Here is a 24,106-nt window from a genome sequence, read left to right as displayed (position 1 = left end):
TCCCAACAATCGGAAAAGTGATTATGAATATCGATTTACAACTTGTTCCCGAAACCCTAGACATCTTGCACGTTGGTCTGATGGTTTCTTCTGTTTTACTTACGGCCATCGCTGTGTCTCGTCAATCCAAAGTCATCGAAAAAGTGGTCGAAAAGCCGGTTGAAAAGATCGTCGAAAAGCCAGTCGAGAAAATTGTAGAAGTAGAAAAAGTGGTTGAGGTCGAAAAGATCGTTGAAGTTGAATCAAAGCTTGCGACAGCCAATACGGATTCAGCACTGCAATTGCTCGGCTTGTTCCAACAAGAAGCCAGATTGGTCGATTTTCTGAATGAAGACGTCAGCCAGTTTAGCGACGAAGAAGTGGGTGCTGCCGCTCGTGTTATCCACTCAGGTGGTCAAAAAGTGCTAAATGACTACATGACGCTGACCCCAGTTCGCAGCGAACAAGAAGAAACTCGTATTTCAGTAGAACAAGGCTTCGACAGCCAAAGCGTTCGTCTAGTGGGCAACGTAACAGGTGAAGCGCCTTACCACGGCACTCTAGTCCACAAAGGCTGGAAAGTAGATCAGATTACCTTGCCAAAAACGGCCGACAACTTTAACGCTGCTGTGATTGCTCCTGCTGAGGTAGAGCTCTAATGTCTAATGCAAAATACAGCGTCGGTATCGATTTGGGTACAACGCATTGCGTCGTGTCGTATTTGGAACTCAACAACGATAACGCCAAAGTTAACGTTTTCGATATTCCACAGCTCACCGCACCAGGCACGGTCGAGAGTAAAAATCAGCTACCTTCGTTTTTATATCAGCCTCATGAACATGAAATGAATCCGCAATCGCGCGTCTTGCCATGGACGAGCGAACCTAAGTACTTGGTAGGACAAATTGCCCGTAACTTAGGTGGAAAAACGCCAATTCGTCTTGTCGCCAGTGCCAAATCTTGGCTTTGTCACGGCGGTGTGAATCGTCATCAAGCTTTTCTACCTGCTGGCAGTCCGGAAGACGTTGCCAAAGTCTCCCCGCTTGAAGCGACTCAGGCTTATCTTGAGCACATTCAAAATGCGTGGAACCACACATTCGGTCATGATCCACTGCAACAGCAAGAAGTGACTATCACTGTTCCGGCAAGTTTTGATCCTGCGGCGCGTGACCTGACCGCAGAAGCTGCCGCCAATACTGGGCTAACTAACCTTACGCTATTGGAAGAGCCACAAGCGGCGTTATACAGCTGGTTAAATCGTTCAGAAGAAACTTGGCGAGACCAGTTAACGCTGGGCGATACCGTTTTGGTGGTCGACATCGGCGGTGGTACCACCGACCTCTCTTTAGTCGAGGTTTGTGAGCAAGACGGTAACCTAACCCTTGAGCGCGTGGCCGTTGGTGAGCATATTTTGCTTGGCGGAGACAATATGGATCTCGCGTTGGCTTACCGCATCAAAATGAAGATGTCACAACAAGGGCAAGAGCTGCAAACTTGGCAAATTCAAGCCATTTCACAAGCCTGTCGTGACGCCAAAGAATCTTTGTTATCAGATTCAAGTATTGAATCGGTTCCTATCGTAATACCAAGCCGTTCTTCCAAGTTACTTGGTAGCACGCTCAAAACTGAACTCACTCAGCAAGAAGTTCAACAAACACTGGTCGATGGTTTCTTCCCAAGTGTGGCAATTGATGAGCATCCAGTGCAACGAGCCAAAGGCGCGCTGACGCACATGGGATTACCGTATGCACAAGACGCGGGAATCACTCGCCATATTGCGGCATTTCTTACTAAGCACGGTAAAAACACATCGCAAGAGGCAAATCCATTTGCTGGTATGCCGGGAATGGCGACTGAAACCGCGCTGGACTTTGTTAAGCCGACAGCAATATTGCTTAATGGTGGCGTACTAAAAGCAGAGTCATTGGCAAACCGACTCCTGTCTACCATCAATACTTGGTTAGAGGGATCAGGAGCTGAATCAGCCACTCTACTCAGTGACAGCGATTTAGACCTCGCGGTCGCAACGGGCGCTTCCTACTATGGCCAAGTTCGTCAGGGTGATGGGGTTCGAATTCGAGGTGGATTAGCCAACGCCTACTACGTGGGAATTGAAAGTGCTATGCCAGCGATTCCAGGAATGGCTCCTCCCGTTGAAGCTTTGTGTGTTGCTCCATTTGGTATGGAAGAAGGCACAACAGCTGATATCACAAGCCGTGAGTTTGGCCTTGTGATTGGCGAACCTGTACATTTTCAGTTCTTTGGCTCATCCACACGCAAAGAGGATCAAGCCGGTGCCCATTTAGAGCACTGGAACGACAATGAGTTAGAAGAACTGCCGGAGATCAGTGCCACGCTTGCAGTTAGTGAAGGGCGCACTCAGGGACAAATTGTTCCAGTCACCTTATCTTCCACTGTCACTGAAATCGGCACCTTAAGATTAGAAGCCGTCGCCTCTGACAATGGCCAACGCTGGCACGTTGAGTTTGATGTGAGAGAGGGCCAATAAGGGCGATTGTCATAAGCAAAATAGCTCATTGCTAATTGCAACCAAAGCTTACCCCGAACTCGTTTGGGGTACGTTTAAGTTTCAAATCACAGTTCATCACAAGGAGGCCTGATGTCTGCGCCTAGTAAATTCTTAGTGGGTATTGACCTAGGTACCACAAACATTGTGGTCTCCTATTGTGAATACACCGAACCGCTCGAACAATCAAAGATACAGCTATTCCCTATTCCACAGCTTATTGGTCCGGGAGAAGTAGTTGCCAAACCTCAGTTGCCTTCGTTTCGTTACCATCCCGCGACAGGTCAGTTTCAGGACCAAAATTTGTCGCTTCCTTGGGATAACGAGCCACTAACCGGTGATTTAAACGATGTCGTTGTAGGTGAATGGGCAAGACAACTCGGGTCGCAAGTGGAAGGACGACAAGTATCGAGCGCAAAAAGTTGGCTTAGCCATAGTGGCGTTGACAGAAGTGCCGATATTCTGCCTTGGGTCGCAAGCGAAGACGTTGCCAAAGTGTCGCCAGTTATAGCCAGCGCCAGCTATCTCAATCATATTCGCTTGGCTTGGAATCACGCCTTTTCTTCTTCCCCTCTTGAAAAACAAGAATTGGTAGTGACGGTTCCTGCTTCATTTGACGAAACCGCTCGTGCGTTAACCATTGAAGCTTGTCATCTAGCCGGCCTTGGTAAACCCCATCTACTCGAAGAGCCGCAAGCCGTTGTCTACGACTGGTATGCAAGAAATCAAGCTAATGCTAAAGAAAAACTTAATGACATCAACGACATACTGGTGGTTGATATCGGTGGTGGTACTACCGACCTGAGTTTGATTCAAGCAAGCCAAACTGACCAAGCATTGTCGCTAAATAGAACAGGGGTTGGTGAACACTTGATGTTGGGCGGTGATAATATCGACCTAGCCCTTGCCCATCTCGCCGAAAGGCAATTGGGTTCAAGTCGATTATCCGCCGCCAGGTTGTCAAAACTCATTCAGCAAACTCGCCAAGCAAAGGAGCAACTTCTCAGTGGCGCAGCGCAAGAAAGTTCCAATATTACCTTGCTGGGTTCCGGCTCAAAGCTAATCGGCGGCAGTAAAACCGTCCCGATTACCAAAACGAATGTTGAAGACATCGCGCTAACGGGTTATTTCCCGCTGACTAGCAGTGACGAACGACCCGCTAAAAAACGCGCTGCTGTAGTGGAGTTTGGCCTGCCCTACGCCAATGAACCGGCAATAAGTAAACATATTGCTGAGTTTTTGCATATCCATAATCAGGGCAAAGTGCCTGATGCGCTGCTGCTCAATGGTGGTGCGTTTAATAGCCCAATCATTACATCTCGCGTTCAGACCCTGCTAACAAATTGGCGCGGGCAACAAGTCACAACGCTACACAATCCATCACCCGATCTTGCCGTGGCGCAGGGTGCTGTAGCTTACGCTAAAGCGCTAAAAGGTGCGCAGCTTAAAATCGGCGGCGGGTCTGCGCGCTCATTTTTGCTTTCCGTGGGTAAAAGCAATGCCGGGCACCCTCAGGCGGTTTGTTTAATGGCCAAAGGTACAGAAGAAGGAGAGAAATTTCATCTTTCCAGTCGACGGTTTCAACTTACGGTCGGTCAACCAGTACGCTTTGATCTCTTTACCAGTCTAACGACTCAGTACCTAGATCAGGAGCTAAAAAATGGGCAAATCGTACCGCTAGACGCAGAACAGGTTTCGCCCCTACCACCAATGGTAGTGACCATTGCAGCGGACCAATTGAAGTCAAAAGAATCGTCGCCGAGCCATTTATCTTCACAGCTGACAACTGCCACACATCAAAACCGTAAACAAATTGAAGTCACCTTAACCTGTCAGCTTACTTCAATCGGTACCCTTGAAATCACTTGCCACGATGTTCAGGATTCAAGTAAAACCTATGAGTTGAACTTTGAGCTGCGCAAAAAGTCTGCGCCGAGTGAGGATGCAAAGGCTGCCAACTCACCAAGCAACAAAACCAAATTTGACGAGTGTGAAGCCCTGATCACTCAGGCTTACAGTGGTAATAAAAAAGCTGCAGATCCCAAACAGATTAAAGGTTTGGCAAAAATACTCGAAAAGCGTTTGGGTAATAAAGATGCTTGGGACCTACAAACCTCTCGCTCCGTCTTTGATGCCCTCGTCAAAGGCAGAAAACGTCGTAGACGCAGTGAAGACCACGAGAAAAACTGGTTACGCCTTGCAGGTTTTGGTTTAAGACCAGGATTCGGAGATCTATCAGATACGTGGCGAGTTGACCAAATTTGGCCTTTGTTTGAGCAAGGTATCCAATTTGAAAATCACCAAGGCTGGTCAGATTGGTGGGTATTCTGGCGTAGAGTCAGCGGCGGCTTAAACCAAGAGCAACAAGAGATGATTTTAGCCAAGGTGGCGAAACATCTTCATCCAGGTGCTACAAACAGTGCGGCAAACTTGAAGAAAGTCCACGCATTGGGGTATGAATCCATGGTTCGTCTTGCAGCATCGCTCGAACATCTGCATTACGATGATAAAACACTGCTCGCGACTTGGTTTTTTAACAAAGCACAGCGTTCAAGCAATTACACACAAAGCCATTGGTGGGCATTAGCACGCTTGGGATCAAGATTTCCAATGTACGGCAGCAAACATAACTTGATTCCCCTAGAACAAGTTGAGAAATGGTTAAACACTATGCTTGAATTGGACTGGAAACAAGAACCAAGTATAGGATTTGCAGTTGCGAACCTTGCTCGTCAAACGGGCGACCGTACCAGCGATATCAACCCCCAACTTAGAGAGTCAATATTGCTCAAACTAACCCAGAGCAAAGCCCCGAAATCTTGGTATGACATGGTCTACAAAGTCGCTGAGCTTGAACAAAAAGACAGCAACAAACTTTATGGCGACTCCTTACCACAAGGCTTGGTATTGATTCGAAGTTAGCTCTTAAAATCAACTAGGGCCGTCAGCCCTAGTTAATTCTGTGAAAGTCGGTCTTAATAGTAATACGCTTTCTTCATTACATTATCGGCGTGATTGTTGGCCGCTTCCAAGGCTTCTTGAACCGTGATTTTTCCTTGCAACGCCAAGCTAATTTGTTCACCAGTAAAGTTACCGATTTCTTCAAACTCAGGAATCGACACAATCTGAATGCCGACATAAGGTGAAGGTAACAGCGTCGAGTTTCCCGGTGTCGCGGTTTCTATTGCTGTGAGTTCATCAATGGCATACTCCACCGCTTGTTGAAAATCTGGGTTGTTATAAGTAGAAAAGCGCGTCCCCGTTGGCACTTGCCCCCAGCCGTTTTTATCTGCCACAAGCTTTATATACTCTTTCGACGTTGCCCACTTAACAAACTTGATCGCTTCTTGTGCTTCCCGACTCGCTTTAGGTACCCCAAGCGCCCACGACCATAACCAATTGGACCCGCGACTGGTAACCGCTATCGGCGATTGCGCAAATGCCACTTGCTGAGCGACCTTACTGGTCGCAGGATTGGATAGATACGATGCTGCAATCGTGGCATCGACCCACACTCCGCAGTGTCCTTTACTAAATAGATTAAGTATTTCATTAAAGCTATGATCATGAGCGTTTTCTGGTCCATAGGATTGAAGCAACTCAACGTAAAATTCAATCGCATTGAGCCACGCGCCGCTGTTAATTTGGGGATGCCAATTTTCATCAAACCATCGACCGCCAAACGCATTGACTATGGTTCCCACCAGTGCCATGTTTTGACCCCATCCAGGTTTTCCACGCAAACAAATACCATAGATACCTTGGTCTGGATTGTGCAGTGCGGCCGCAATATCTCGAATATGTCCCCAGCTATCTCGTCCCGCTATGTTTAAACCAGCACGCTGGACCAAATCGGAACGGTACATGGTCATTGAACTTTCAGCGTAAAACGGTACAGCATGCAATTGACCTTGAACTGATAACGCAGATCTTACCGAAGGCAATAAATCACTGGCTTGGTAATTTTCGTCATCTTCTATTTGATACAACCAACCTCTCGAGCCCCAAAGGGGTGTTTCATACATCCCTATGGTCATCACATCGTATTCGCCGGTCTGGTTTTTGATATCTTGACTCACCTTTTTACGCAGCAGCCCTTCTTCAAGGGTCACCCATTTAATTGTCACACCGGGGTTCGCTTCCTCGTACACATAGCTGAGTTTTTGCATGGCTAACATGTGCGGGTTATCGACGGTTGCAATGGTCAATTTGACTTCTGCCTGCGCCATAGCGCTTATAAACGTGAATACGCTCAACAAGCTAAGCGCCAACATGCGCAATCGTGGTTTTGCCTTCATCTTTTACATTCATAATATTGTTGATAGCTAAATCAATTGTAGGAGATGAGGGAAAGAAGACTTACAAGATTTGTGTCAAATATCCTGAGGGGTTCGCAAAAAAGGCTTGCTATACCAAGCCTTGTTCATACGCGTATTTGGTGAGCTCTGCAGTGCTGGACACGTCCAGCTTGTGTTTAATATTTTGACGGTGCGTTTCTACCGTTCGGCAGCTTATATTCAATAAACTGGCTATTTTTTTGCTCGAATGGCCCTGAGCCACCAGTTTTAAGACTGATTCTTCCCGACGGCTTAAAGGACTTTGTTTTTTTGGTTGTAACTCTACAGACTGAGTAAATAGAGTTTGCGTAACGGATTCACAGAAATAAGTCGAACCTTGGTTAACAGTTTTAATTGCCAACACCATCTTCTCTGCCGACGTTTCTTTTAGCATGTACCCAACGGCACCAGCCTGCATCACTTTCATGATGTACTCTCGATTATCATGCATAGTCAGCATCAAGACTTTGGCATTTGGGTCACTATTTTTGATGTGCTGAGTCGCATCAATTCCATTCATAATGGGCATGCTCACATCCATCAACACCACATCTGGTTTGAGAGTTTCGACCACGCTTATCGCTTCCATCCCATTACTGGCAGTGCCGATAACGTTAATCTCTGGTTCTAATTCCAAACGAGCTAAGAACCCATCAAGTACGACTTGATGATCGTCGACAATCACGACGTTAATTTCATTCTTCATGCAATAGTCCATTAAGTGTCAGAAGAACCGTAATTTCGGTGCCAAAACCGGGTTCGCTTTCTATCTCAAACTCACCGCCAATAAACTCTACCCTTTCTCGCATATTACGCAAACCAATTCCACTCTGTTTTAGCGCCTCATCAACACTAAAACCAACGCCATCATCGCGAATCATTAACTGAAGCATATTGCCCATTTGCTGCAGAGTCACAGTTACTCGTTTTCCGTTGGCGTGCTTTTCAATGTTAGTCAAAGATTCTTGCGCGACTCGATACAAAGTGGTCGACACTTCAGACTTCAATTTACCGGCTTGAGTATCCAATACCGATTCAATTTCGACTTCTGAGTGCGAACGAAAGTCTTCTAACAACGAACTCATGGCAGCCTGTAAGCCTATATCATCCAGTGCACTCGGCCTAAGTTTGTGGGAAATATGACGCACTTCGTTAATGGCTCTCAGCAGTGAATGCTGAGACTTATCGAGATGAGACTTAAGGCTTTCGTCATCTATTTTACTGCCCAACAGTTCTAGATGGCATTTACTAGACACCAAAAGCTGGTTAATACCGTCGTGCAGTTCTCTTGCCAGGTGTTTTTTCTCGTCTTCCTGAAACATAACGGTTTTGTGCGCGAGTTCTTTTAAGCTTAAATCCGCCAACCTATGCTCATGTAAATTCACCGCTAAGGTAATCACAATGATCAAACCGACGGTGATCAATACGATGACCACTAGCGAAAAAAATGTCGTTTCGATATTGTTATTCACCGACTGCTGCATCTTAGATACTTCTAAATCCACATCTTCGATGTAAAGGCCGGTTCCTATCATCCATTGCCATTTATCAAGCCAAGCCGCATAGCTCAGCTTAGGAACTATCTCTCCTGTCGATGGTTTCTGCCAGAGATATTGTGCATAACCGCCACCACCTTGGGCTTGTTCCAACAGAAGTTGAATCAAAAAATTGCCGTTTTCATCTTCCATATCAATCAAGTTATTGCCAACCAGCTCTGGCAGGATGGGATGAACAAGGTTGATGCCATCGACGTCATAGGCAAAGAAGTAACCGTCGGTGCCATATCTGAGTTTGGTTAATATCGACTTCACTTCTTGTTTAGCGATATCTTCAGGAAGCGTTTCATCAAGATACACATGGGAAATAGCATCAAACGCGAGATCAACCGTGTCTTTGAGGGCTTTCTCTTTCGCTTCAATCAATTTGGCTTCAAAGATTTCAACTTCTTTATCACCCAATTGCTTGGCTTGGTAGATCGCAATCCAACTGATACTGGCCGCAACTAATAACAGCGGCATCAAACTCAGTAAAATCAGTTTGGTTTTAAGAGACATACTTTGGTTAGGTTCCTATTACAACAAAGCCCACCAGACGGTGGGCTATCAATTTAGCAAGTCTTTTACATCATGGATAACTAAATGATCACATTCCGTAGAATCCAGGGAAAGCTAAGATTGAGGCGAGCACAGCTATCTGTATCCCAATGAATGGCATCACCCCGCGATAGATATCATTGGTTGTCACACCTTTTGGCGCCACACCTTTCAGGTAGAACAAGCTAAAACCAAATGGCGGCGTCAAGAAGGAGGTTTGTAAGTTCATTGCTACCAAAATCGCAAACCAAGTCATATTGATACCCATTAGCTCAGCAACAGGGGCAAGTATTGGCACGATGATGAAACAGATCTCTACGAAATCAATGAAAAATCCAAGGATCAAAATCACGATCATGGTGATAATGAGGAAGCCCCATTTCTCACCCGGGATTTGTAGCATCCATTGCTCTACTAGCTCATCACCACCTGTGTAGGTAAATGCCATTGAAAACGCTGTCGCACCTAGCAAGATGGCAAATACCATAGCCGTCACTTTCACGGTTTCTTTTGCTGAGTCGTAAACCATTCTAAAGCTGAATTGACCATAAATCAGCGCCAGCAAAATCGCACCCGCACCGCCTAAAGCCGCAGATTCGGTTGGTGTTGCCACACCAGCGAAAATCGAACCCAGAACCACAACAATTAGTGCAAGTGGTGGGATAATCGCTTTAAGAGCACTAATAACTTCTTCTTTGCGGCTGATAGAATCATCGCGCTCAATAGGCGCTGCTGACTCAGGATTCAGATGCGAATAAATCAGAATATAAACCACATACGCACCAACTAGGACCAATCCCGGCCAAAGCGCGGCTTGGAACAAATCGCCGACCGGAACCCCAAGCACGTCACCCAATAGGATCAATACAATTGAAGGCGGAATAATCTGACCAAGAGTACCAGATGCACAGATGGTGCCGCACGCAAGACCTTTGTCATAGTTGTATTTGAGCATTACTGGCAATGAAATAAGGCCCATTGCCACTACGGAAGCACCAACCACACCCGTAGAAGCTGCTAACAAGGCACCAACTAATACTGTTGAAATAGCGATACCGCCGCGCACGCCACCAAATAGACGGCCCATTGATTCAAGGAGCTGCTCTGCAAGTTTGGTTTTTTGCAGAACTAAACCCATAAAGACAAACAGAGGAACAGCCATTAAGACTGTGTTCTCCATTATCGATTGAATTCGATACGGCATGAAGGCGAACATGTCGAAGCCTTCCGCCCAAACACCAAAAATTAACGCAATACCACCGAAGGTAAAAGCGACAGGAAATCCTAAAAGTAGCGCAAATAAGGCTACAAAAAACATTACTATACCGATCATGTCCTAAGTCCCTACTTGTCTTGATTGGATAACTGATGGATTAAGTGAGGGTTCACGATTTTGTTTATTGAGTGCAGTAGCAAACCAACACCACTAACTGCCATTAGCGTGAATGACAACGGAATCACGGACTTGATAATCCAGCGGTTAGTTAAACCACCCGGATCGCCAGATTTTTCTGCCAGCTCAAAGCTTTGCTGAGCAAAATCGATACCGTAGTACGCAACCAAAATACAAAATGGAAACAGGAAAAATATCGTCCCTAAGATATCTACAATCGCTTGCGCTTTATGGGACAGCTTTTCGTAGAACACGTCAACGCGGACATGGCCGCTAGCTTTAATCGCATACGGAACACCGAGTAGGAATACCGCTGAGAATAAGTGCCACTCCATTTCTTGGAAGGCGATAGAGACGCTGTTAAATGCATAGCGCATCACAACGTCGTAAACGACATTCAACAACAGCAAGATGAATAACATGCTCGACAACCAGCCAAGCCAGTCTCCGATTTTGTTGAATACTCGTTCAATGTATATGAGGCTTCTCATTCCATTCTCCCGACATGGATAAAAGGCCCCTAAAAATTAGGGGCAAAGTGCGAGGGGGTTTTCTTGGGCTTGCGGGTGCTGAACACCCGCTATTGTTTTGATTCTTTGTTAAACAGCAGGCTTATTTTGCTTGGCTGTTTAAGTAAGCACGGTGCGAAATATCTGTCCACGAGCGTACTTGCTCTAGGTAGTCAGCTTGAGATTTTTGAATCTCTTTCGCTAGCTCATTGTCAGCAGCATGCGCAGCTAGAAGTCGATCGTTTGCTTCTTTGATTGCGTCCATAACTGCAGGTGGGAAGTCTTTCACTTTCACATCTGGGTACTCAGAAGTGATTGAAACCCAGTTTTTACCGCTCTCGTGAGTCGCTTGAGTGTACATGTCGTACGCAGCGGTACGCATAGCTACACGAAGGATTTCACGTAGATCTGCTGGTAGGTCTTCCCAAACTTTTTTGTTCACTAGGAACTGAAGCTCAGAACCTGGCTCATGCCAACCTGTGTAGTAGTATGGTGCGATCTTGTGGAAGCCCATGCGAAGGTCAAGTGACGGACCTACCCACTCAAGTGCATCGATTGTACGACGCTCAAGTGCGGTATATAGCTCACCCGGTGCAATGTTAGTTGGGCTTGCGCCAAGTTCTGCCAAGATTTCGCCAGCAAAGCCTGGAATACGCATTTTCAGACCTTTTAGGTCTTCAACTGAGTTGATTTCTTTCTGGAACCAACCACCCATCTGAATATCTGTGTTACCACCTGGGAACGATAGAAGGTTATGCGGAGAATACACTTTCTCCATTAGTTCCATACCACCACCGTGGTAGAACCAAGCATATTGCTCAGCTGGCGTCATACCAAATGGCATAGAGGTGAAGTATAGAGTGTTCGGTACTTTACCTTTCCAGTAGTAAGAGCCAGAGTGACCCATGTCGTACTGACCAGATTTAACCATGTCGAATACGCCAAGTGGTGCTTTGTGCTTGTTAGCAGAGTCAATAGTGATTTCAAGACGACCATTAGACATCTTGTTCGCCATTGCCGCCATGTTTTTGGTCGCGTCACCAAAAACTGGGAAGTTAGGTCCCCACGTTTCAGCTAGCTTAAGCTTGTATACTTTTTGTGGAGCAGCTTGTGCCGCAGGAGCATCTTCTGCTTTTTGCTCACCACAACCGGCAAGAAAAACCGTTGCAGCGATTGCCGCTAAGCTTCCTTTTAATACACGGCTCACTGATTTACTGATCAGGCTCATGTTCACGTCCTTTGTTTTAACCAAGTGTTACGATGTTGTTATTTGCATTTAAAGAGTGAACTATCAAGTAGATCATTTGTATCAGCAAAAACACGCGACACTTACTTAATTACGTAAAGATTCAACCTCACCAAACTACGTATTTATACGTAGTCCATACGCCATTAAGGCATCATGTACCGTATACAGTGATGATGGGTAATGAGTTCTGGTTTGCAGGATCTACGCACACATGTTCTTGCCAAATCAGTTGTCAAAAATGTGACACAAATGTGAATAAACAAAAAACTCCACGCAATGGTGGAGTTTTTCAGTTAAAAATAGTGTGCAACTACAGCACTATAGTAGGCGTCACAAGCTTAGTTGGCCTTGTAGATAACTTTGTTACCGGCAAGTTGCTCACGTACCACTAGGTTTTCTTCAACCAATTTTTTGAGTGCGCCAGTCGCCCAAGAAGCCGCTTTTGCGTCTTCTTGACCTGCAGCTAGACCAATGCCCTTTGGATTGATGCCTTCAGCGTTAGCTAGCACGATATCTAATACTTGCTGCTGCTTAGGGGTTAGGCTTACTGCTGATTCAACGACTGCTGGCTTAGATGGTGCTGTTTTTATAACCTTCTTTTCTACAGCTGGCTTCGCCGTTTTAGTTACAGTTGGATTGGACGTTGCTGCCACGGCTTTAATGCGCTTTTGTAGTTTGAGTTGTACTTTGCGCTTGTGAGCTAGTCTCATTGGTCTCTCCCGATTCGCTGCATCCATCCGCAGCGTTAAAAAATAAAGGCCGTTTTATACCAAAAAGGAGCCCAAATTAGTAGTACGTGGCGACTGAAGCCACAAAAAATGAGCTTGAACCCTCATTTCTTTTCAGCAATCGCAGTTAGAAAAACTGATCATTTTCGATTGGGGGACATATTTATACCCAAGTACCAGACGAACTGGAGGATAAAAGTAAAAATGGAATCGATGCAAATTGTCTATCACCCTTTTCAAAACCTGCCTAATTATAAAAACTGGTTGGCGGTAGGCATAACGCTTGCTTTTATCAGTGTCATGCTATTGGCGAAAAGTTGGGGACATTTTGTTATCGGATGCTTGGCGATTCTTTGTGTCTGTTCTTTTTTGTATTGGTTACATATCAAAGGCACCATTAAATTCACCCTAACCAGCAGCCATTTTCAACAGCATTTCTTCAAAGGCGGATGGGTGGTTCCTTGGACTAACATCAGCCGCGTCGGTCAAGTACAGCTCAATGAACAAGGCTGGGGTAAACCACTGCCATGGATTGGTATAAAACTGAAAGACTACCGGCCGTTTCTCAATGCGATGAGTCCTAGAATCACTACCGAAATTCTGCTTGGCCAACGTGCGCTACTTTACGTTGGAGCGCAAGAAGCTAAGCTCACCGACTCATTTGAAGACATGGTTTTAAAATCAACAGACTATGTTAGTGAAAGTGGAGAAGTGTTTACCGGCTTACAAGCCATGATGGCAAATCGGATGGCGTATCAAAGACAGTTTTATGGTTATGACTTTTTCATTGCGGAGGGCGATTTGGACCGCCCTCTAGAAGACTTTGTTGGATTATTAAGACGCTATCTAGCAGCCACTCAATAAACCGTCAGTTTTGATTGCTGTTCGGCGCTAGTAGAGCGGCATTTCGTCTGCCACAAACGGATTGGTTTGTCGCTCGTAGCCAAACGTTGACTCTGGGCCATGACCAGGGATAAAACGGACATCGTTGCCAAGTGGCCAAAGTTTGGTTTTCACAGACGAAATAAGGTCATCAAAGCTACCCTGCGGAAAGTCGGTGCGTCCAATACTGCCGTTAAACAGCACATCACCGACAAATGCTAGTTTCCCACTTTCATTGAATAGAATTACGTGCCCCGGAGTATGACCAGGCGTGTGGTAAACCGATAAAGTTTGATTACCTACTTGAACCTCATCACCTTCGTTTAGCCATTTGGTTGGGGTAAAGGCTTTACAAAGTGGAAAGCCAAACATCTGACTTTGCTGCTCTAGTCCCTGAAGCCAAAACAGATCAGCTTCATGTGGACCTACAATCGGTACACCACCTAACTTTTCAGCTAAGGGCTCAGTCCCCCCTACGTGATCAAGATGACCGTGCGTTAGCAAAATTTGCTCGACTTTAATCCCTAGTGCTTGAATTTCGCGTTGCAAATTGTCGACGTCACCACCGGGATCAACAACGGCACCTTTCATAGTTTCATCGCACCAAATAATTGAGCAATTTTGAGAATATGAGGTAACGGGAATGGTTTTGTACTTCAGAGACATACAGGTTTATCCATAACTTTTGATTAATCTTGGCGCACTATGACAAAAGGAGGATTAGATAACAACAGTTATACCAATTAGCACTTTGGTTAGGTTTGACTAAGTCCAGTAACGAACTGGCCCGGTATCGATGTGGATAAAGTTGCTACTTGGGTAATAGCCCACTCCACCTTTCTTTAACGACACCGCTGCATCTCTCACCTTGGATAAAGAAACGCCCGTTAGCCTAAAATCGATGGCTTTACCTTGCATATGATAACTTTTCTTAGCAACGCCAGAGCTCGATTTGCGAAGCATTTCATTAGTCGCTGGAGCTCGGTAGCCAGAGATAATTTCTACCTCTGCTTGAGTACCAAGTTTCATTTGAATTTTGCTGATAAAGTCGAACAGGCGCTTGTCCATAGGATGGACTTGGTTGGCTCTAAAATCGCGACAAATTGAGTTGAGTTTATCGAGTTCTGGCGCTAAATAACTCTCGCCATCGAAGTAGCAAGTTTCCAACCACTCCCCCGTATGCAAGTGCGTTAGAGCTAACTCACGAGGCTTTTGCAGATCGCGCTGAGTAAGCGCAAACGTAGGCTGACTTGCAAAACAAGCGGCACTCGCACCCAATAAACCCAAAAATTTGCGACGAGACATCTGCGACATAGCTAAACTTCACTTTTACTCCGATTTGATACCGTTTGCGACGGTACCCAACTCTTATGTGAAGTTCAAATGCATAAAGCGTGCAAATTTTAACCGATTGGATCCATATCTCAATTAGTCTATGAACGTAAAAGAAATTTATTTTGACTATTGACTGTCTTTTTTGTGAGACAAATTAGCTTTTTGTGTAACTAAGCTTATCAAATCGATAAATGTCATCTCGGTAATGGATCACACCTTCTTCATACCAGGCGGTTTGGTAGATAATATGAACGGGAATTCCGCGTTTTAAAGGTATTGATTTATTCGCTCGGCTCACTGGCGATTGTAATACCGTTTCATCTAAACCCTGTGTGCGAACGAGCACCTTGGCAAACTCATCGGCATGCTGCACGCGAATACAACCTGAGCTGAACGCTCTCATGTCTTCATCGAACAAATGTTTACTCGGTGTATCGTGTAAATAGATAGCTCGATTGTTTGGTGTGTGGAATTTGTACCTGCCCAACGCGTTGGCATCACCAGAAAGCTGTCTTAAACGAAATGGTACTTTCCTAGGGTTAACCGATTGCCAGTCAATACTTTCCGGATCAATGGGACTACTATCGGTCCAGCTGGTTAGGATTTGAAATTGTTGATCGGAAAGATAGCTGACGTCTTTTTTCACTTTAGGAATGATATCTTTCACCATGATTTTGTACGGCACATTCCAAGTTGGATTCAAAATTAGCGCGTCCAGTTGAATTTGTAGCAAAGGAGTGGGTCTGGATTTCCGACCGACCACCACTTTTGATTCAAATACTTCTTTGCCAGATTGCCAGTACTTCATCTCATAACCAGGGACATTAACTAAGATGATGGTGTCTCGTTGCTCAGGCCACAAACGTGTTCTCTCAGCATTTAACGCCAGAGTTTTTAAACGTGTTCTAGGGTCTGTGTTCAACCAGCGAATAGTATCTTTCCCTATTACTCCGTCTGGTTTGAGTCCATGCATGGATTGGAACTGTTTTACCGCTAGTTGAAGATTATGGTCATACCATGGCACGTCAGGTTTTACTTGAGACAAATCAATGTCGACTAACTGAAGCCGCTTCATCAGAGTTTGTCGCTCAGTGATTTTATCGCCGAGACGTAAAATGCCTTTCTGTTTGTAATCAGCCAAGTCAAAGCTGTGGTACTTGATCAGATGTAAATAGGTGCTGACCAACTGTTTGTATGAATCGTTATTGGGAGTGTAGATGTCAATCAACTCGGATAGCTGTTGACGCTCTATTGCAGTAGACAAAAACTCCAACGTCGTTTTATGCGCAAGAGGTAATCGCTTGGCTAGGCCATCACGAAAAAACCAGTCAAAGCCTTGCTCGCGAGAAAATTCAGCGTAACTCAAGTACAAGAGTAAGGTATCCGTTGCCAACAAATCGTATTCGAACCAACGATTACTTTTTCGGTAGAACTGGAGATACCCCAGGCGATCGCTAAACTGCGGACTGAAGCCAGCATGGTGAATAATTTCCAGTTGAAACTCTAGTTTAGTGCTTTGCTGTAAATCGAGCCAAATGAGTTGATCATCGTGTTTGTTGTAGAGCTTCGTTACCATCTCTGGGTACTCTACGAGTGCATTCACTTTTGATTCTTTATCAAGCCAGCCTAACGTTTGAAAATACTCTAAGCTAAACGCTTTAGAGGGTAGGATGAGAAACGTGATTATTAGAATTTGCAACAGACGCATCGAACACTCCCTTCCGCTATTTTGAAAGTATGGCAAAGATATTGAGGTTCGTTTATCTATTTTTAGGGAATTAGACTTAAGGTACCAGTTCTATATAAAACTTTTGACAAATCATGATAATACGCCAACAAAATTATCAGAAAAATGTCGCAAAAAACTCACAGTTTTCTTACGTTATTGGCGTCCAATGGTTGTCCCATTGTACTTGGCTATCGCTCCTGTGACCCAGCTCTGCATTCGTTACTTTTTGCGTTAGGCCACTCCCAGAGCTGAGGAAAAACTGTCCGTTTTTCACACCCACTCCTGACGCATCAGACAAACGAGCAATTTCGACTAAGTTGTAGTCTTTCGCCGACCAAATTCCGTAGCAGTTGCCACGCGGGGAAGTGGCCAATATCCAGTCATTATCCATCGCAACGCTGCCGATATAATAATCAAACTGTGCCCAATGCTCATCGTCTGCTAGTAGAGGTTGGATGGGGTTGGTTCCTTGCTTGATGGCGAGTAAGGGGTAATACTCGTCGGCCTCGCCCCGAAATTGCTGAGCACAGACAATTTGATCGTTTTGATTGCAAGCCAAATGGCGAATACTCAAACGAGACTGCTCAAGGCTATCTTTTGATAGCAACTGACCTTCAGGTGAAAGCACTATCAATGCAGGAGACATACTGTCGAGATTAAGTATTTCTCGGCCGCGAGTGCGAACCCCACCCACAGCGACAGCGATACTGCCACTACTAAGAGAGATTATTTCATGAGGACCAATACCGAACCCTGAAAACTCGGCGACTTTTTGCCAGGTGTTTACCTGATAAACGCCAACTAACCCTTCACTGGTGTTCTCAACCCCTTCCGTGACGTACAACAGATTTCCATCATTGGAGAAACATCCATGGCCGTAGAAAAAGCGATTAGGTTGCGGTGTTAGCCTCACCAGCGCCTCACCGGTTCGATAATCGAAGACGATAGCAAAACGGCCCGGCCTACGAGCAAATACAACAGCGGCATGTGAGGCTTGATTGACAGCAACGCCATGGCCCCGACTTGGCAGCGCTATTGTTCTAATCACGTCTCCAACGTCATTGGCAACCACAGCGCTAAAACGACCCTCACCAGTTCGCGCGCAACCGATTAACGCAGGTTTTTTATTCAACTGGTCTGAATTTGAGCTAATACCCTGCTTTGCAAACGTTAGCTTGCTGGTTGCTAAAAGCGAGGTACCAACCAGCGCTTTCTTTAGCAATGCACGACGGGTCATTTCAGTCGGCATCAGTTAATCACCATCGGTTGCGTTGAATCCTACAATCACGCCAAGTTTTACTGCTGCTTGTTCTTGTATCAAATGCTTAAGGTACTCAAGCTTGTTGAAATGACTCAGAACCTGCGTATACCCTGCATCTGTTTTTAACAAATCAAATAATGATTCCTCGGTTTGCCAAGAGGATTTCAAAGACTCAAATTGCTTTTCGATTCGGCTCGCCAGTTCTAATTCACCTCGTGACACGAGTATTGAATGCAAGCCGTCTTCAGCTTGATATAAGTTTTCAAGAGCTAAAACATTAGCGTATAAATGCTGCAATGACGTTTTTGAGCGCCATGATTCGGCGAAGTATGGTCTGGGTTTACCCACTTTCGCCAGCGGTCGTGAGAGTTTTTTCAGCGCGTAATCAAGTTGATTACTCATCAGCGCCAAATATTCCTTATACCACTGAGCGTTATCGAGCGCTTTCCAAGGGTCGCCTTGTTTCCACGCAGCATGAATCTGATGACCATTATTAGCAAGGAAGCCGGATATATTGACCGCAGTTTGGCAAGTTTCTGATTTATTCAGGTCAGCTGCAGTATCAAACAATAGCCACTCTATCGCACCTAAGCCTTGTACTGTGACACTCTGCTCGCCAATTTCTTCCTGACTCCAAACCTTGTTTTGTTTCAAAAGAGCAGACAACTTTCGACCGGTTGTGTTCTTCTTATCTGGCCAAAACTGAATCTGCCAACTTTTTTCTACCGCGACTTTCGGTCCTCTCTCCTGACCTTGCAATGCCATCCAAGCTGTCATCGCTTCCTTCCACTGCATTTTGACAGAACTCAGTTCCGATTTTTGTCGGCAGAATTGGTCAAATTGGCCATTCAACTTGATTAACTGTTCACTTAAGTTGTTTGCGGCAGATAGCTGGACTTGATAAACCCCATTGGACTGACTCGCTAGAACAAGTGAAGCATTCGACGCAAGTAAAGTTCCTAATAAAAGTGCAAACCGTTTTTTCATCATTTCACCCTATAAAGACTCTAGAAACGCGACCAGAGCTTCTCGTTCTTCTTTGTTAAAGCGCAACACAGTTTGCTTGGCTTTCTCAGCTTCACCACCATGCCATAACACGGCTTCCAATACGTTTCTGGCCCGACCATCATGCAGAAGATTAGTATGCCCATTGACCTCCTTGGTATAACCCAAGCCCCAAAGTGGAGGCGTGCGCCACTCTTGACCATTGGCAAGATATTCTGGTCGGTTATCAGCAAGGCCGGGTCCCATATCATGTAGCAATAGGTCGGTGTAAGCATGAATTTTTTGATTCGATAGCGCAGGTAAGCCTTCGCGAACACCGGTTTTCGCTTGCGGAATGTGACAACCATCGCAACCCGCTTTGGCAAACAATTGCTGACCTTTGATAACGTTCGGCTGTTTTACATTGCGACGAATTGGTACCGCGAGGTGTTGAGTATAAAACTCCACGAAGTCGAGAATATTGTCACTGACTTCTGGATTGCCCCCGTTAGGTAAATCAGCACAAATGCTTTGGTTTTCGGTGCAGTTTTCATTAGGGAACCAACGGCTAGTTAACCCAACATCGCCGTTAAACGCTGCCGCGTTTTGTTGTATTAACGTAGGCTGACCAGCTTTCCAGCCAAATCGGCCAATAGAATAATCTTGTGTTTGTACATCCCAGACTTTGTTGACCTTACCGGAAATACCATCACCGTCAGCGTCGTTTTCATCAGCCCAAGCCAACAAAGTTTCATTCGGTATTGATTCGAGCAAGCCCAAGCCAATCATAGGTGGCGCAATGCGTGGTGACATTAATGTATCAGGGTGCATCGGGCCGTAACCAAGGTCTTTGATCTTTAAAATGGGTTTGCGCAACTCTACCACCGTACCATCTGAAAATTCGGCAGGTACAACCTCATAGCGCCAATCGATCTGCCCTTCAGGGGTTTCACCTTGTAAAGCAAAATCTTGTAGTTGACCACCGTAGGTTGGCTCAGGAATCACACCGTTTTTTATAAACGCTTTACGTTGCTCCGGGGTAACAGCAGGAATGCTCAATCGAATAAGCATACTCACTGCATGAGAATCGCCAGCTTCTGGTGGATGACCCCGACCATCTTTGATGTGACAGTTTTGACAGCCGTTTGTATTAAAAAGCGGTCCCAATCCATCTCTTGCATCGGTTGATGCCGGTGCGGCAACCCAAGGGTTGCGGAAGAAACTGTTACCAACGCTAAAATCCAAGCGTTTGGACATAGGTAAATTAGCGGCGGGAAGTGAAAAGGCATTAGCGCCGTCTTTTTTGACCGAGGTTTTACCACCCGAAGCAACGTCATAAGCCGCTACACAGGTTGAAACCGTCAGTGACGCTAGTATTGAGATATAACTAATTTTTTTTAATTTTGTTTTTAATGACATTGCTCTAGAACTACGTAGCGGAAAATATGGTTAACTCAGCTAACTAGAAAAATAGCGGCTTAAAAAGCCGCTATTTGTTGCGAGTTGGGTGTTTAGAACTCGTGATCAGCGGTATCTGGATTTAGGCTATCAATGCCTACAAGACCCGCAGCTTGTTCGATAGCAGCCGTTTGTTTAACTAGTGCCATAATAGTTTGGTTAACTAGTTGGTTGCCTGCTTTGTTGTCACTAGCGATAAGTTGATCGAAGTGTTGATTGCCCTTTTCAGCTGCAACAACAAGTTGGTTAACCTGCGCACGTGCTAGGTCAAACTGCTTTTGAATCGAAGCGGCGGCCGCTTTGTCTTTTTGAGCAACTAGGTCGTGAATACTTGGACCAGAAACGAGTTTGCCGTTTTCACGAACATACAAGCCAGTGTATACGTTATAGATACCTTGCTCATTGTAGTAGTGAGAGTTGTGTGTATTGTCAGAGAAACAATCGTGCTCATCTTCAGTTGAGTTCGCTTCAAGCGCGACTTTCATACGCTCACCGGCTAGCTCACCAAGAGATAGTGAACCCATACCAAACAGCATTTTACGCAAGCCATTTTCTGCGTTGTCAGCCAATAGCTCAGAGCGGTAGTTACCTTTGTGATCAGCTGACCACTGGTTTTCCATCCATTCTAGATCTTGGATAAGAAGATCCGCAGCGGCTTTTAGGTAATCACCACGACGATCACAGTTGCCATTGGTACAACCAGAACCTACTACAAAATCGGTGTAAGCTCGTTGTCCAGCACCTGCATTTGTACCGTTTAGGTCTTGTCCCCAAAGTAGAAATTCAATCGCGTGGTAGCCCGACGCAACGTTCGCTTCGGAACCGCCAATTTCATTCAAATCAGCGATTAGCTTAGGCGTGATGTTTGATACATCTAATTCAGTAGCACCTACTTTAAGTGTTTTGTTAGCAATAATGTTTGCTAGTGCGCCTTCGTTACCCAATTCGTATTGATAGTCGCTGTCTACGTAATCAATCAAACCTTCATCGAGTGGCCATGCGTTCAGCTGCCCTTCCCAATCATCAACGATCGCGTTACCAAAACGGAAAACTTCAGACTGTTGGTAAGGTACGCGAGCATCGATCCACGCGGCTTTAACGTCTTCTAATCCCTGTTGAGAAGGGCTTGCTAGAAATGTATCAATCGCTTTGTTTAGTTGATTTGCAGTAATTAATGAATCTTCAAACACCGCATGTGCAAGATCAGCATAGTGTTCAACAACTTGAGATTGAGTAACCGTCGCTGCGCTAGCGAAAGAAGAAGCCGAAACGGCAAAAGAGACGAGAATCGCTTGAGCTACTCGTGATTTGGTATTCATGTTTGCATCCTTGTTGAGCCAAAAGTAGGTGTAAGTACTAATAATTATCATTTGTACTACTGAGCGCGATAATACAAACTTACATTTTTTTTTCAAGTTGAATACAAAAAAAGCCCCACATTTGTGAGGCTTTTATCAATATCTTAACGAATGTGTCTATTTGTTAATGCTCAGAGCTTTAACGCATGATTACCTCGAGACACTTTGGCAGCCAAATATTGAGCGTTGCCGTCTTTAACATGAGCAGAGGTATTCACTACGTCTGCGATTTCGATACCGTGCTCTTTCAATTCGCGGATTTTCTTCGGATTGTTGGTCACCAATTGAATTTTGTTGATACCAAGTGCCTGAAGCATTTCAGCCGCTTCGGTAAAGTCACGCAGGTCATCTCCAAAGCCCAAATGGTTGTTGGCTTCGTATGTGTTCATTCCTTGGCTTTGCAAAACATAAGCGTCGATTTTGTTGTAGAGGCCAATGCCACGTCCTTCTTGCCGCAAATACAAAATCACACCGCCAACTTTGCCCATCAACTGAATGGTTTCTTCCAGCTGCTCACCACAATCGCAACGTGAAGAATGAAAAACATCGCCAGTGAGACATTCAGAATGCATTCTTACTAATGGTGCTGCCGGTTGTTGGTCGGCGTTTTTGAATACAATCGCGACGTGTTCTTTGTCTGATGACAGCCCTCTAAAAGAAAGTATCTCAGCATCTATGTTACTTTGGGCACCAACCTTGAAATCGACTCTGGCACGAACTTCAGCCATAACTTTACTCACTTCCTTTAATATCATTATTTTTCACCAGGCATGCATTAGTAAATATGAGGTTAGATACCCCAAAATTCAATAGATGGATCACATTGGTAGGAGTGATTCGTTAGGAGATATAACTAATAGATATGACAGTAACGAAGAGTTGGTAGCAAAAGATGCCGATTAATGAGTTTGCTGATGTTTCCAGATCGCCAGTTCGACCCAGATTCTTTCAAGTTGCTCTAGTTCTTCTGGACTAATTACTGACAACGAAGGTTGAGAAAACGGTAAGGTAGAAGACTGCATTGAGTCTAGTTGGGTATAAAACTCTTTCTTGAGCTCTCGAACTAGGGGCTTCACTTTACCGATCCTTTTAAAAGATAAAACCTTGTTTAACAGCACTTTACCGACTATCAGATTCAAAACACAGCGACGGCAACTAGATTGGAATATTCATCACATAGCAAACTAGTACTATGAGACTAGTGTCACCTTTCCCCCTAAGGAGTTACACAATTAGAACAGCTCTACATCATCGTCAACCACTACCTTTGAAGCCAAAATGCCTTGCTCAACAAGTTGTTCGTAACAATGGATTTGATTTCGCCCATTGCCTTTTGCGTGGTAAAGCGCTTTATCTGCGTGATCTAATATGGTTGGAATATAGTCATGCTTGTTCACCGAACATAACCCGCCGCTAATAGTCAGCTCTCCAACTTGAGGAAATTTATAGTCTTCAATGTGTTGGCGAAACGCTTCCATTTTTGCTTTGACTACGTGCAACTCACTCGGAGAAAAAATAATCACAAATTCTTCTCCTCCGAATCGGAATAACTGCTCATCAGATCCAAAAAAATTCTGCATTTGCTGAGCAAAGGTCAGCAAAACTTCATCACCAATCATATGTCCGAAGTTATCGTTGATACTCTTGAAATGGTCAAGGTCTATCAAGCTAACCCAAGCATGAGGCGCATCTTCGTTGTGATAGTCACTGTTAAGCTCAAAGCTGCGGCTTAAACGCTCTTCCAAGGTTTTACGATTGAGTAAGCCGGTTAATTTGTCTCGCTCACTTTCATGAAGTACGAGCAAATAGTTTTTGTAGACTTTGGCAAAGCCATCAATGAGTAACTGAAATTTCTCTGGATTGGATTTCATTGAGAAAGAGAGTATTGCAGAAGACGTATCATCTATCGGGATTGGGTTGTGGAAAATGTATCCTCCACTATCTCGCTTTAGAATTTCAATCTCATCGCGCTTGTGGTCATGCTCTGACAAAAACTCTACTTCACCCCCGTACTCCCAGTTGTATTCACGGGACCCGTCTTTGCCTTTTTCAACTTTCAATTTGGCGATCAGATAAGATCGATTGCCCTCGAACTGCATTAGCTGAACGCAAGTAACGGGCAACATTTCTGCAAGAGTTGCGATAACGCAGTGCCCGAGAGACAGGGTATTGCGTTGTTCGGTTATTTCGACAACGGATTGCAGAACTTTTGTGTCCATACTGAATCACCTCAAGAGAGATAGACTAAGTATAGACGTTACATCCATACACGCTCATTATTGGC

21 protein-coding genes are annotated in these 24,106 nt (G+C 45.0%); 4 read left to right on the top strand and 17 right to left on the bottom strand.

Annotated elements, in window-relative coordinates; translation table 11 throughout:
• Positions 1-23: 23 nt before the first annotated feature.
• The 3 genes from ACXAFJ_RS05475 (at position 24) to ACXAFJ_RS05465 (ending at position 5,428) form a co-directional block, all read left to right on the top strand.
• Positions 24-638 carry a DUF2760 domain-containing protein gene (locus ACXAFJ_RS05475; RefSeq protein ID WP_475321969.1) on the top strand — a complete coding sequence of 205 codons (615 nt, stop codon included), beginning with the start codon at positions 24-26 and terminating at the stop codon, positions 636-638.
• Positions 638-2,488 (top strand): Hsp70 family protein, encoded by a 1,851-nt coding sequence (locus ACXAFJ_RS05470; RefSeq protein ID WP_475321967.1) that lies wholly within the window; start codon positions 638-640, stop codon positions 2,486-2,488. Before ACXAFJ_RS05475 ends, ACXAFJ_RS05470 begins: the two co-directional genes overlap by 1 nt.
• Positions 2,489-2,599: 111 nt before the next feature.
• Positions 2,600-5,428: an Hsp70 family protein gene (locus ACXAFJ_RS05465; RefSeq protein ID WP_475321966.1), complete on the top strand. Its 2,829-nt coding sequence runs from the start codon at positions 2,600-2,602 to the stop codon at positions 5,426-5,428.
• A gap of 53 nt (positions 5,429-5,481) precedes the next feature.
• On the opposite strand, the gene ACXAFJ_RS05460 is transcribed toward ACXAFJ_RS05465, so the two are convergent.
• The 7 genes from ACXAFJ_RS05460 to ACXAFJ_RS05430 form a co-directional block, all read right to left on the bottom strand.
• A complete protein-coding gene (locus ACXAFJ_RS05460) occupies positions 5,482-6,804 on the bottom strand; it encodes an ABC transporter substrate-binding protein (RefSeq protein ID WP_475321965.1) in 1,323 nt (440 codons plus the stop codon).
• A 109-nt stretch (positions 6,805-6,913) separates the two neighbouring features.
• The gene (locus ACXAFJ_RS05455) at positions 6,914-7,549 is read right to left on the bottom strand and encodes a response regulator (protein WP_475321964.1); all 636 of its coding nucleotides are present in this window, start codon (positions 7,547-7,549) and stop codon (positions 6,914-6,916) included.
• On the bottom strand, positions 7,539-8,897 hold the full coding sequence (locus ACXAFJ_RS05450) for a cache domain-containing protein (protein ID WP_475321962.1): 1,359 nt from the start codon (positions 8,895-8,897) through the stop codon (positions 7,539-7,541). Before ACXAFJ_RS05450 ends, ACXAFJ_RS05455 begins: the two co-directional genes overlap by 11 nt.
• Positions 8,898-8,985: 88 nt before the next feature.
• The gene (locus ACXAFJ_RS05445) at positions 8,986-10,269 is read right to left on the bottom strand and encodes a TRAP transporter large permease (RefSeq protein ID WP_475321961.1); all 1,284 of its coding nucleotides are present in this window, start codon (positions 10,267-10,269) and stop codon (positions 8,986-8,988) included.
• An 11-nt stretch (positions 10,270-10,280) separates the two neighbouring features.
• A complete protein-coding gene (locus tag ACXAFJ_RS05440; protein WP_475321960.1) occupies positions 10,281-10,820 on the bottom strand; it encodes a TRAP transporter small permease subunit in 540 nt (179 codons plus the stop codon).
• Positions 10,821-10,941: 121 nt separating this feature from the next.
• Complete coding sequence (locus ACXAFJ_RS05435; RefSeq protein ID WP_475321958.1) at positions 10,942-12,066, bottom strand: TRAP transporter substrate-binding protein; 1,125 nt, start codon at positions 12,064-12,066, stop codon at positions 10,942-10,944.
• 359 nt (positions 12,067-12,425) lie between these two features.
• Positions 12,426-12,797 carry a MarR family transcriptional regulator gene (locus ACXAFJ_RS05430; RefSeq protein WP_475321957.1) on the bottom strand — a complete coding sequence of 124 codons (372 nt, stop codon included), beginning with the start codon at positions 12,795-12,797 and terminating at the stop codon, positions 12,426-12,428.
• A 222-nt stretch (positions 12,798-13,019) separates the two neighbouring features.
• On the opposite strand from ACXAFJ_RS05430, the gene ACXAFJ_RS05425 reads away from it, so the two are divergent.
• Positions 13,020-13,679, top strand: coding sequence for a DUF2982 domain-containing protein (locus ACXAFJ_RS05425; RefSeq protein ID WP_475321956.1), 660 nt, complete (start codon positions 13,020-13,022; stop codon positions 13,677-13,679).
• Positions 13,680-13,706: 27 nt separating this feature from the next.
• On the opposite strand, the gene ACXAFJ_RS05420 is transcribed toward ACXAFJ_RS05425, so the two are convergent.
• The 10 genes from ACXAFJ_RS05420 to ACXAFJ_RS05375 form a co-directional block, all read right to left on the bottom strand.
• Positions 13,707-14,363, bottom strand: a complete 657-nt coding sequence (locus tag ACXAFJ_RS05420) for an MBL fold metallo-hydrolase (protein ID WP_475321954.1) — start codon at positions 14,361-14,363, stop codon at positions 13,707-13,709.
• 99 nt (positions 14,364-14,462) lie between these two features.
• On the bottom strand, positions 14,463-15,011 hold the full coding sequence (gene mepK, locus ACXAFJ_RS05415) for a peptidoglycan L,D-endopeptidase MepK (RefSeq protein ID WP_475321953.1): 549 nt from the start codon (positions 15,009-15,011) through the stop codon (positions 14,463-14,465).
• Positions 15,012-15,186: 175 nt separating this feature from the next.
• Positions 15,187-16,740: a L,D-transpeptidase family protein gene (locus tag ACXAFJ_RS05410; RefSeq protein ID WP_475321952.1), complete on the bottom strand. Its 1,554-nt coding sequence runs from the start codon at positions 16,738-16,740 to the stop codon at positions 15,187-15,189.
• A gap of 169 nt (positions 16,741-16,909) precedes the next feature.
• Positions 16,910-18,010 carry a DUF1513 domain-containing protein gene (locus tag ACXAFJ_RS05405; RefSeq protein ID WP_475321950.1) on the bottom strand — a complete coding sequence of 367 codons (1,101 nt, stop codon included), beginning with the start codon at positions 18,008-18,010 and terminating at the stop codon, positions 16,910-16,912.
• A gap of 3 nt (positions 18,011-18,013) precedes the next feature.
• Positions 18,014-19,009, bottom strand: coding sequence for an imelysin family protein (locus tag ACXAFJ_RS05400; protein ID WP_475321949.1), 996 nt, complete (start codon positions 19,007-19,009; stop codon positions 18,014-18,016).
• A gap of 9 nt (positions 19,010-19,018) precedes the next feature.
• The gene (locus tag ACXAFJ_RS05395; protein ID WP_475321947.1) at positions 19,019-20,425 is read right to left on the bottom strand and encodes a di-heme oxidoreductase family protein; all 1,407 of its coding nucleotides are present in this window, start codon (positions 20,423-20,425) and stop codon (positions 19,019-19,021) included.
• A gap of 92 nt (positions 20,426-20,517) precedes the next feature.
• Positions 20,518-21,783, bottom strand: a complete 1,266-nt coding sequence (locus tag ACXAFJ_RS05390; RefSeq protein ID WP_475321945.1) for an imelysin family protein — start codon at positions 21,781-21,783, stop codon at positions 20,518-20,520.
• A gap of 170 nt (positions 21,784-21,953) precedes the next feature.
• Positions 21,954-22,550 carry a GTP cyclohydrolase II gene (locus ACXAFJ_RS05385; protein WP_475321943.1) on the bottom strand — a complete coding sequence of 199 codons (597 nt, stop codon included), beginning with the start codon at positions 22,548-22,550 and terminating at the stop codon, positions 21,954-21,956.
• 171 nt (positions 22,551-22,721) lie between these two features.
• Positions 22,722-22,898, bottom strand: coding sequence for a hypothetical protein (locus tag ACXAFJ_RS05380; protein WP_475321942.1), 177 nt, complete (start codon positions 22,896-22,898; stop codon positions 22,722-22,724).
• A 156-nt stretch (positions 22,899-23,054) separates the two neighbouring features.
• Complete coding sequence (locus ACXAFJ_RS05375) at positions 23,055-24,041, bottom strand: GGDEF domain-containing protein (RefSeq protein WP_475321941.1); 987 nt, start codon at positions 24,039-24,041, stop codon at positions 23,055-23,057.
• Positions 24,042-24,106: the final 65 nt, after the last annotated feature.

The sequence above is a fragment of the Vibrio sp. ABH4_348 genome (genome assembly GCF_056159765.1).
The sequence above is the reverse complement of the archived record's forward strand: the minus strand, read 5'-3'. Positions and strand labels throughout refer to the sequence as shown.